This is a genomic window from Kitasatospora sp. NPDC008115 (assembly GCF_042957205.1).
Taxonomy (GTDB): domain Bacteria; phylum Actinomycetota; class Actinomycetes; order Streptomycetales; family Streptomycetaceae; genus Kitasatospora.
The window spans coordinates 1-8,761 of record NZ_JBIBHU010000065.1; the positions used below are offsets into that span (position 1 = coordinate 1).

Below are 8,761 nucleotides of genomic sequence, written 5' to 3' on the forward strand. Positions count from 1 at the left end.
GGGGGCCGCCCCCGCCCGGGCGCGGCGGGCCCCCGCGGGGGCGCCCCCCCCCCCCCCCCCCCCCCCCCCCCCGGGGGGGGGGGGGGGGGGGGGGGGGCCGCCCCCCCCCCCCCCGCCCCGGGGGTTCGTCAGGTCAGCCCTGGCGGCTCCGGCGCCGGCTGAGGGCGACGGCGAGGCCGCCGAAGAGCAGCAGGGCGCCGCTGACCGTCGCCGTGGTGAGCACGGTGGCGCCGGTGCTGGCGAGGATGCCCGATGCCCGCGGGGCCACTGGGGTCACCGGGGTCATCGGGGCCAGCGGGCCCTGCTGCGGGGCGGACGGGCCCTGCGGGATCACCGGGCCCTGGGCCGACGGGCCGGGGGTGGGAGTGCCCGGGGTGGGAGTGCCGGTCGGCGTCGCCGTGGCCGTACCGGTCGGCGTGGGCGTGGCCGTGGCCGTGGGCGTCGGGGTGGGCGTCGCGGTGCTTCCGGCCGTTGCCGTGTGGTCGGTCTCGCAGCCCTTCTCGGTGGCGCAGGTGCCGCGCTTGGTGTCGGTCGTGGTGACGGCGTTGTGCAGCTTGGCGTCGCCCTTGCCGGTGACGGTCACGGAGTAGGTGATCGTCGCGGTGCCGCCCACCGGCAGGTCGCCGGTCCAGGTCAGCTTGCCGTCCTTCACCTCGGCGGTGCCGGAGGTGGCCTTGACGTCGCCGTTGTACGTCGCGTCGTCCAGGACCTTGGACAGGTCGTCGGCGATCGCGGCGCCCTTGACCTCGCCCGCGCCCTGCTGGGTGACGGTGACGGTGTAGGTGACCTTGTCGCCCGCCTTGACCGTCGAACCCGACTTCGGGTCGGCGGACTTGGCGAAGACGAACGAGCCCTCCTCATAGGTGTACTGCGCGGCGACGCTGGTGCCACCCGGCGTGGTCACGGTGACGTCGACTGCACCGGCGGCGCTCGCGGCCGGGACGGTGGCGGTGATCTGGGTGTCGCTGTCGACGGTGAACGCCGTGGCGGCAGTGGTGCCGAAGTTGACGGCGGTTGCGCCGGTCAGGTTGGTGCCGGTGATGGTCACGACGGTGCCGCCGGCCAGCGGCCCGTGGTCGGGCGCGATGCCGCTCACGGCGGGGGCCGGGGCGTCGTACGTGAACTTCCCGGGGGCGCTGGTGCCACCCGGGGTGGTCACCGTGACGTCGACCGGACCCGCAGCGCTCGCGGCCGGGACGGTGGCGGTGATCTGGGTGTCGCTGTCGACGGTGAACGCCGTGGCCGCAACGGCCCCGAAGTTGACGGCGGTTGCGCCCGTCAGGTTGGTACCGGTGATGGTCACCGTCGTGCCGCCGGCCAGCGGCCCGTGGTCCGGCGCGACACCGCTCACAGCGGGCGCCGGGATGTCGTAGGTGTACTGCTTGGCGGGGAAGGTGCGGCCCACGGCGGTCAGGGTGACGTCGACGGTGCCGGGCGCATGCGGCGGGACGGTCGCGGTGACGGTGCTGTCGTCGACGACGGTCACATCGGTGGCCGGAACGCCGTCGAAGGTGACGTCGGTGGTGCCGGTCAGGCGGTGGCCGGTGAGGGTGACGGTGGTGCCGCCGGTGGCCGGGCCGTGGCCGGGGCTGATGCCGGTGACCGTCAGCGGGACGATGTTGCCGACCGCCGCGCCGTACGGGAAACGCCCGGTGGGGACGGTCTCGGCGACGGTGTTCGTCGCGGTGTCGATCACCGACATGGTGTTCGAGTTGGTGTTGGTGACGTACACCTTGTCGCCGGCCGGGTCGATCGCCAGGGCCGCCGGCCGGCGACCGACCGGCAGGGTGGCGATGACGGTGTTGGACGCGGTGTCGATCACCGACACCGAGTCGCCCTGGTAGTTGTTGACGTAGGCGAGCTGCCCGTCCGGCGTGATGGCCACCGTCCAGGGCGCCTTGCCGACCTTGACGCGGGTCACGACCGTGTTGGTGGCGGTGTCGATCACCGAGACGTTGTTGTTGCTGCTGTCGGCGACGTACGCGAACGCGCCGTCGGGGCGGATCGCCCCCCACAGCGGGGAGCGGAAGCCGGCCTGGGCGATGGCGGTGACGGTGTTGGTGGCGGTGTCGATCACCGACACCGTGATGTCGTTGTTGTTGGCGACGTAGGCCCGGCGGCCGTCCGGGGTCAGCCCGATCGTCCTGGGCAGGCCGGGCATGGGGATGGTGGCGGTGACCGTCCGGGTGGCCGTGTCGACCACGTCCACGCCGTCGGTGTGATCCACGTAGGCGCGGGTGCCGTCCGGCGAGAAGGTCACTGAATGGGTGGCCCGGCCGGCCGGGATGGTGCCGATGACGGTGTTGGTCGCGGTGTTGATCACGGCCACGGCATTGCGCGCGGTGACGTACACCTGCCTGCCGTCCGGGGAGAGGGTCACGCGTCCCAGCGGGCCGGTGACGGGGACGGTCGCGACCACCGTCCGGGTCGCCGGGTCGTAGGCGGTGACCGCATTGTCGGTGTAGTTGGCGACGTAGACCAGCTCCACCGACGTCTCCGCCGGCCCTGCCGCGGCCGGGGCGACCGCGCCCAGGGTGCTCAGCGCCGTGGCCGTCACCGCCGCCGCCATGCCGCGCCGCAGTCTTCGCCAACGGCTCGGGCGGGTCGCCCTGCTGTCGGTGACCAGTGCCATGTACTCCGCCTCTCCGCGGTCGGATCCGCCCGGCCCCCCGGCCAGGCAGTGTCAGATCACGTCACCCTCACGGCCTCTGACGGACCACAGGATGGCGGAAGGTGACCGTTTCCGTCCATTCACAACCGGAATGTGATCGTCCATGGTAGCTTCGCCGGCTCCCACCCGGGCGAGCGTTCTCCCGCCCACCGGCCTGGCCTGGCCGTAAAAGGCGTCGAACAGCAGAGGCTCCCCTTGTTACGGTGGCCGAATGTCCACGGTCAAGCAGTTCCAGGTCACGTTCGACTGCGCGGAGCCCACCCGCCTCGCCCGCTTCTGGTGCGAGGTGCTGGGGTACGTCGTACCCTCCCCGCCGGAGGGGTTCGCCACCTGGGAGGACTTCGACTGCCTGCACAAGCCCGAGGACCAGCCGCAGTACTTCGCGTGCAGTGACCCCACGGGCGCGGGCCCGCGGCTGCTGTTCCAGCGCGTCCCCGAGGGCAAGGTCGTCAAGAACCGGGTGCACCTCTGCGTGCGGGCCGGCACCGGACTCGTGGGCGACGAGCGCCTGGCCACGCTGAAGGCCGAGCGCGACCGGCTGGCGGCGCTCGGCGCGGTGTGCGTGCGCGTCATGGAGGCCGACGGCGAGTACGAGTCCTGCATCGTGATGCAGGACATCGAGGGCAACGAGTTCTGTCTCGACTGAGGCGGCGTCACCCGGGCGGGTGGGCGTCGCGCCGTTCCCGGCGCGCCCGCCCGCTCGCCCAACCACCCTGCGGTACCCCTTCCTTGCACGCACCCCCTGCACCGAAACGGGTACCCATGACCCTCCGTCGTCTGGCGCAGGCCGCCCTGGTCCTCACCCTCGCCTGCCCGGTCCTCCCTGCCGCCCCCGCCTGGTCCGCCCCGGCGACCCGGGCGGGCCTTCAACCCCCGCTGCCGGTCGAGGACTTCCCCGCTCAGGTCGAGCGCGCCTGTCACATCTGGCTCGGCCTCGGCTGGCCTGCAAACCCCCGTCCGGTGGACTTCCGCCTCCCCGGGCCGGAGTTCATCCGCGGCGGCAACCCGTACGGCAACCGCAGCGGCGACCTCCCGGCCGGCGGCGCCTACCACGAGTACGACGTCAACCCCCGTCCGACGCCCACCACCCACCGTGACGCCGAGCGCCTGGTCCGCGACGAGGCCACCGACCGCACCTGGTACACCGCCGACCACTACGCCAACTTCCGCGAAATCTCCGATGGCTGCTGACCAGCCCCTCGCCCCGGCCCGGTGGGACCTCCTGCCGGGCCGCCCCTGGGCCGGGTTCGCCACCGGCACCCACCGGCTCCGTCTCGTCCGCGGCGACCACTGCCGCACCAGGGCCGCCCTCTTCGTCGAGTGGGCGGAATCCCTCGCCTTCCCGGGCTACTTCGGCCACAACTGGGACGCCTTCGAGGAGTGCCTCCAGGACGCCCTCCACCCGCCCGGCGCCGAGGCCACGACCCGCCTCCTCGTCCTCGTCTCGGACGCCGACGCCCTGCTCGCCGACGAGCCGTCCGACCAACTCGCCGTCCTCATCGCCATCCTGGACACGGCCGCCGCGACCACCCTCACCACCGACTCGCCCCTCCGCGTCCTCTTCGCCACCACCCCGCCCCGAGCCGCCCTCGCCGAACACCGCCTCCGCACCGCCGGCCGCGCCATCTGACCGCGCTACCGCCCGCTCCCGGCGCCGGTCCGGTGCCTCGTACTGCGGCCGCCACGCCGGGCGGAGGCTCAGCCGGTGCCGTAGGCGCGGAGGAACACCTCCACCGCGGCCTCCGCGACGGCTTCCGGGTCGGCGTCGGGCCGGTACTCCAGCGGGCCGGTGAGCAGGGCGAGGAAGTGCTCGGCGGCGACTTCCGGCTCGCACGGGCGCAGCCGCCCGGCGAGTACGAGGCGGGCCAGGCGGTCCGCGAGGGCGGAGCGCAGCCGCAGCGCCGTCCGTTCCCGCGCGCTCGCCGCCAGGCCGGGGAACCGCGCCGCCTCGGCGTCCGCCAACCGGTGGACGGCGCGCGCGTCCTCGTCGTGGCAGACCCGCAGGAGGCCGCGGCCGACCGCGCTCAGCGCCTCGCGCGGGTCGTCCTCCGCCGCCACCTCGCGCAGCCCGTCCACGACGGCGAGGCCCTGCGCGCCGACCCGGTCGGCGGCCGACTCGACGGCCTGGCGGTAGAGGCTCTCCTTGTCGGCCAGGTGGTTGTAGACGGTCGGCTTGGCGACGCCCGCCTCCCGGGCGACGTCCTGGACGCACGTCCGCGCGTATCCCTGCCGCGCGAACACCGTGAACGCGGCACCCACGATCGCCTGCCGCCGCTCGTCGCGGCCACGAGCCTTGCCCCCGCCGCCGGTTGACACCTCTGAACCCATGGGTTCAGTCTATGGCTGAACCAATCAGAACAGATTTCTGAACCAGTGAGTTCATTTCAGGCCTAAGGGGTGGGACCGGCGTGATCGTTCACATGCTGCGCTTCGCGTTCAAGGAGAGCGCGACCGGCGAGGACCGCGAGCACGTGCTCGCTCTGATGCGCCGCACGGCCTCCGTGGAGTCCGTCGCGTTCGCGACGGTCGGTCAGAGCCTCGGCGAATCCGACGGCTTCACCCACGCCTACTGCGTCGGCATCCCCGACCTGCCGGCACTGCGGCGCTACATGCACGACCCGGTCCACCTGGCCGGCGACCCGCAGATCCTGCCCCACCTCGCCCGGATCGCCATCGGCCCGGACCTGTCCGACGACATGACGCCCGCCCTGGCCGACGAGATCCTCGCGCTGCACGAGGAGAAGGTGGCACTCCACCCCGAGTGGGCCGCCGAACTCGCCCCGCTGCTGGCGGCGGCGTAGAGCCGGCGCCGGGCGTCCGGCCCGGACCCGCCGGGGGCCTTGCGTCACGCGGCGCAAGGCCCCTCGGCTCCCCGCCTCAGCCCTTGGCGGCGGCCGGCGGCTTCTGCTGGCGCAGCGAGATCCGGTTGCCATCCGGGTCGGTGGCCTCGATGCGGATGCCGAAGGCGTACTCCTGCGGCTCGGGCGCGTCGAACTCCACCCCGCGTTCGCGCCAGATCGCGAAGTCCTTCCTCAGATCGTCCGATTCCAGGAAGATCGGGCCGGGCGCGTCCGCGTCCTCCCGCCCGGCCGGCTGGCCGGCGGCCGCGGCGTGGGGCCAGAGGATGATCTCGAACGGGTGGCCCGGGGCGCCGACGGTCAGGAAGCGGCCGTCGGGGCCGGTGTGGTCGATGCGCTTCTCCAGTCCCAGCCGCTCCGTGTAGAAGCGCAGCGCGCGGTCCTGGTCGGTGACGTAGACGGTGGCGTACATGACCCTGGTGAGCATGCTGTTGACCCTTCTGCGGTGGTGTCTTCCCCTGCCTCCCTGACGGATGCCGGCCGTCCCGTGTGACAGCCGGCTGCGCAGAAAGTCGGCCCGTCCGACTTCCTGCTCCGCGCCCGGTCCGCCGCGCCCGCGGTTCCGTCGCCGCGCGTCATCACCTCACTACCTTGAGCCGCACCGGCGGGGCCGCAACGGGGCCGCCCCGCTCCGGTCGAAAGGAAGTGGACGCATGAAGCGACGCACGGCCACCGTTCTCGGGGCCTGGCTGGCGGCGGCCGCGCTGGCCGTCGGGGTGCCGAACACCGCGTACGCGGCGCACGGGGTGCTGATCATCGACGGTGCCGCGTACCCGGAGCCCAGCGGGTGCCTCCCGTTGGGCGACTTCGTCCAGCCGGTGGTGGCCAACCTGACCGACTCGGGTGTCCAGGTCTGGACCGGGTCGGGCTGTACGGGCCAGGTCGAGCACATCATCGTCCCCGGCGAGATCTACGCCCCGATCGCCGGCCGGAGCGTCTACGTTCCCTGACGCCCGGAGCGGGTCCGGCGCAGGAAGTCGGCCCGGCCGACTTCCTGTGCCGGCCAGTTTGACAACTTCAGTTACCAAAACGGCGATCGTTAACTATGGTTGTCGCCATGACGAAGCCTCAGAAGACTCGGATCACACCCGAAGAGCAGGCCGAGCTGGCGCGGGCCCTCCTCGATGCCCTGAACCCGCTGGCCTCCGCCGTCCGCGCCCGGGCGACCGGGCAGCCCGAGCACCGCATGTGGGACGGCGACCCGGCCGACGTGGCGCTCAGCGTGCTCGCCGCCTGGAAGGTGGTGGACGCCGAGGTCAAGCGGCTGACCGAGATCGCGGCCGGCACCGCCGGCGGGTACGGCGCGAGCTACGAGCAGTTGGGCGCCGCCTGGGGCATCACCCGCCAGGGTGCCCGCAAGAAGTGGCCGGACGCCGTTCCCCGTCCGTCGGCCTCCGCTCCGGCCCCCGTCATCCTGGAACTGTTCGACGGTGAGGCCGAGCTGATCCAGGACGCGGTCACCGGCCACTGGACGTGGACGGCGCAGGCCGCCGACGGCTCGCGCGGCCTCCCCGCGCCCGACGCCACCCCGTGCACCAGCCGCGAGGAGGCGGCCGCCTACGCCGGCGCCTACCTCCGCGAGTTCGCCGCTTCCCGCGCCTGAGGCGGGCAGGCCTGCTGCCGGGTCGGCGGCAGCAGGCCTGCTCGGCGGGACGCTCCGGGCTAGAGCCTCAGGGGAGCCGGGACCGGCCGAAGCGCGGTGCCCTGCCTTCCGGTCGACGCACACGTCACAGCGTTCCCCCCGTCTCCGTGGCGGACCACGGAACGTCCCACATCGAGAGGTCCCCCGCCTGCTCTCCGACGGCGTCGCCGAGGGCGTCCGCCCCCGCGGACAGCTCGGCGTACACCAGGTCCCAGCTCTCGAACACGTCGGCCCCCCCGGCCCCCTGCTGGTTCTGCGGCAACGCCCCCCATGTCGGCCGCACGAACTCCTGCATACGTTTTCCTTCCCGTGACGGGGCCGGTGGTCGGTCGTGGGCTAGACGACGGCCGCCGGCCCTCGAGGCTCCTCTCTGGCGCCCCGACCCGGACCCGCGGACCGGCCGGGCGGCCGGCCCGCGGACCCTAGACGCGGACCCAGTCACTCAGTCGGCTTCCCTGCGCGGCAGCGGGACCGGAGCCGTCCGCGCCCGCTCGTTCGCCCGCTTCAACTCGCGGGAGACGGTGGACGCGGAGAGCCCGAGGGTCTCGGCGATCTCGGCCCCCTTCCAGAGCCAGATGTGGTGGAGCTCCCAGATCCGCGCCTGCCGCTGGTCGCCGATCGCCTTGTGGACGATCCGCAGCAGTTCCTCGAACTCCAGCCGGGCGCCCGGATTGGCGCGATCGGGGTCGGGGTCCCGGGCCGTGGCGGGCCGGCTCCCCTCGGGGATCTCCGCGACCGGCTCCTCCCGGCGGGCGGCGGCCGACCTCCAGTGGTCGATGGCCATCCGACGCGCCACGGTGGTGGCGTAGGCGATCACCGGCCGGTGGAACACCGTCCCCTTGCGGACCTCGTTGATCACGACCATGCAGGTCCTGGCGGCGATGTTCTCGGCCGTCTGCTCGTCGTGCGTCATCTCGTGGAGACTGGTCACCAGGCGCGGCAGGAGGTCGCGGACGAGCTCCTCGAGATGCGCCTCGCTCATCGGCGCCGACGGGGACGAGCCATGAGCGCCCGCCCCTTCCGACTTCGCCATGGGCGTCCTTCCGTTGGACTTCGCGGGGGTGGTCCGTCGCCATCCCTCACTCCTCCGACGATGCGGAACTCCCGTTCCTTGCACGGGCGTCGGTGACAGCGCGAGCGCCCCGGCCTCGTCGAGGAGGCATGAAGCACTCCATGGTTCCCCCCGCCGCCCCGCATACCGTCCTCCTCGGCGAGGACGTCACGGGCTGGCGCACCGCCCTGCTGGCGGCGGTGCTGGCAGCCGTCGTCCTCGAAGTCACCACCGCCGTGTGCCGCAACGCCCTGCTGCGCGTGCCGGGCGCCCTGCTGACCGCGCTCGTCGGCCCCCAACTGACCGCCGCCGCCCGGCTCCGGCTGCTTCCGCGGTGGCGGGCGGAACTGTCGCGGCGGCTGGTCCCCGGCCCGCGCCGCCACCGCCGCTACCTCGCCGCCCTCTGGTTCGTCCTGACACTCGCCTGGAACCCGGCGGCCTAGGTGTACTGACCACGGAGGTTGGTGACGGGGTTCACGGTGTGGTGATCTTGAAATGAGTGAGGGCCTTCTGGCTCGGTGTGGATTGCGACATCTGCA

At 73.2% G+C, this 8,761-nt stretch carries 12 protein-coding genes; 7 read left to right on the forward strand and 5 right to left on the reverse strand.

From position 1 onward, the window contains the following. Window positions 1–133: 133 nt before the first annotated feature. On the reverse strand, window positions 134–2,632 hold the full coding sequence (locus tag ACFZBX_RS36645; protein WP_391538147.1) for an IPT/TIG domain-containing protein: 2,499 nt from the start codon (window positions 2,630–2,632) through the stop codon (window positions 134–136). Between the two features lie 250 nt (window positions 2,633–2,882). Here ACFZBX_RS36645 and ACFZBX_RS36650 point away from each other — a divergent pair, with 250 nt between their 5' ends. From ACFZBX_RS36650 to ACFZBX_RS36660, 3 genes are all read left to right on the forward strand, one after another. Next, window positions 2,883–3,317, forward strand: coding sequence for a VOC family protein (locus ACFZBX_RS36650; protein WP_391538148.1), 435 nt, complete (start codon window positions 2,883–2,885; stop codon window positions 3,315–3,317). A gap of 116 nt (window positions 3,318–3,433) precedes the next feature. Continuing rightward, entirely contained in the window at window positions 3,434–3,862 is a 429-nt protein-coding gene (locus tag ACFZBX_RS36655; RefSeq protein WP_391538149.1) for a ribonuclease domain-containing protein, read from the forward strand. Continuing rightward, window positions 3,852–4,301: a barstar family protein gene (locus ACFZBX_RS36660; RefSeq protein WP_391538150.1), complete on the forward strand. Its 450-nt coding sequence runs from the start codon at window positions 3,852–3,854 to the stop codon at window positions 4,299–4,301. The genes ACFZBX_RS36655 and ACFZBX_RS36660 overlap by 11 nt, the downstream gene beginning before the upstream one ends. 68 nt (window positions 4,302–4,369) lie before the next feature. Here ACFZBX_RS36660 and ACFZBX_RS36665 read toward each other — a convergent pair whose 3' ends face one another. Then, window positions 4,370–4,999: a TetR/AcrR family transcriptional regulator gene (locus ACFZBX_RS36665; RefSeq protein ID WP_391538151.1), complete on the reverse strand. Its 630-nt coding sequence runs from the start codon at window positions 4,997–4,999 to the stop codon at window positions 4,370–4,372. 80 nt (window positions 5,000–5,079) lie between these two features. Between ACFZBX_RS36665 and ACFZBX_RS36670 the strand changes: the two genes are divergently transcribed. Next, a complete protein-coding gene (locus ACFZBX_RS36670) occupies window positions 5,080–5,472 on the forward strand; it encodes a Dabb family protein (protein ID WP_391538152.1) in 393 nt (130 codons plus the stop codon). Between the two features lie 76 nt (window positions 5,473–5,548). Here ACFZBX_RS36670 and ACFZBX_RS36675 read toward each other — a convergent pair whose 3' ends face one another. Beyond that, the gene (locus ACFZBX_RS36675; protein ID WP_391538153.1) at window positions 5,549–5,956 is read right to left on the reverse strand and encodes a VOC family protein; all 408 of its coding nucleotides are present in this window, start codon (window positions 5,954–5,956) and stop codon (window positions 5,549–5,551) included. A gap of 226 nt (window positions 5,957–6,182) precedes the next feature. On the opposite strand from ACFZBX_RS36675, the gene ACFZBX_RS36680 reads away from it, so the two are divergent. Both ACFZBX_RS36680 and ACFZBX_RS36685 read left to right on the forward strand, forming a co-directional pair. After that, complete coding sequence (locus tag ACFZBX_RS36680; protein ID WP_391538154.1) at window positions 6,183–6,479, forward strand: hypothetical protein; 297 nt, start codon at window positions 6,183–6,185, stop codon at window positions 6,477–6,479. A 107-nt stretch (window positions 6,480–6,586) separates the two neighbouring features. After that, window positions 6,587–7,132 (forward strand): hypothetical protein, encoded by a 546-nt coding sequence (locus tag ACFZBX_RS36685; protein ID WP_391538155.1) that lies wholly within the window; start codon window positions 6,587–6,589, stop codon window positions 7,130–7,132. Window positions 7,133–7,256: 124 nt separating this feature from the next. Here ACFZBX_RS36685 and ACFZBX_RS36690 read toward each other — a convergent pair whose 3' ends face one another. Further along, complete coding sequence (locus tag ACFZBX_RS36690; protein WP_391538156.1) at window positions 7,257–7,466, reverse strand: hypothetical protein; 210 nt, start codon at window positions 7,464–7,466, stop codon at window positions 7,257–7,259. A 147-nt stretch (window positions 7,467–7,613) separates the two neighbouring features. Continuing rightward, on the reverse strand, window positions 7,614–8,153 hold the full coding sequence (locus ACFZBX_RS36695) for an RNA polymerase sigma factor (protein WP_391538157.1): 540 nt from the start codon (window positions 8,151–8,153) through the stop codon (window positions 7,614–7,616). A 179-nt stretch (window positions 8,154–8,332) separates the two neighbouring features. On the opposite strand from ACFZBX_RS36695, the gene ACFZBX_RS36700 reads away from it, so the two are divergent. Continuing rightward, window positions 8,333–8,665 carry a hypothetical protein gene (locus tag ACFZBX_RS36700; RefSeq protein ID WP_391538158.1) on the forward strand — a complete coding sequence of 111 codons (333 nt, stop codon included), beginning with the start codon at window positions 8,333–8,335 and terminating at the stop codon, window positions 8,663–8,665. The last annotated feature ends 96 nt before the right edge of the window (window positions 8,666–8,761 follow it).

Bases quoted from the DNA above. Each gene is read 5' to 3' on its own strand.
- ACFZBX_RS36645 (WP_391538147.1), bottom strand. From the start codon at position 2,632: ATGGCACTGGTCACCGACAGCAGGGCGACCCGCCCGAGCCGTTGGCGA.
- ACFZBX_RS36675 (WP_391538153.1), bottom strand. From the start codon at position 5,956: ATGCTCACCAGGGTCATGTACGCCACCGTCTACGTCACCGACCAGGAC.
- ACFZBX_RS36690 (WP_391538156.1), bottom strand. From the start codon at position 7,466: ATGCAGGAGTTCGTGCGGCCGACATGGGGGGCGTTGCCGCAGAACCAG.
- ACFZBX_RS36700 (WP_391538158.1), top strand. From the start codon at position 8,333: ATGAAGCACTCCATGGTTCCCCCCGCCGCCCCGCATACCGTCCTCCTC.
- ACFZBX_RS36650 (WP_391538148.1), top strand. From the start codon at position 2,883: ATGTCCACGGTCAAGCAGTTCCAGGTCACGTTCGACTGCGCGGAGCCC.
- ACFZBX_RS36660 (WP_391538150.1), top strand. From the start codon at position 3,852: ATGGCTGCTGACCAGCCCCTCGCCCCGGCCCGGTGGGACCTCCTGCCG.
- ACFZBX_RS36695 (WP_391538157.1), bottom strand. From the start codon at position 8,153: ATGAGCGAGGCGCATCTCGAGGAGCTCGTCCGCGACCTCCTGCCGCGC.
- ACFZBX_RS36655 (WP_391538149.1), top strand. From the start codon at position 3,434: ATGACCCTCCGTCGTCTGGCGCAGGCCGCCCTGGTCCTCACCCTCGCC.
- ACFZBX_RS36665 (WP_391538151.1), bottom strand. From the start codon at position 4,999: ATGGGTTCAGAGGTGTCAACCGGCGGCGGGGGCAAGGCTCGTGGCCGC.
- ACFZBX_RS36680 (WP_391538154.1), top strand. From the start codon at position 6,183: ATGAAGCGACGCACGGCCACCGTTCTCGGGGCCTGGCTGGCGGCGGCC.
- ACFZBX_RS36685 (WP_391538155.1), top strand. From the start codon at position 6,587: ATGACGAAGCCTCAGAAGACTCGGATCACACCCGAAGAGCAGGCCGAG.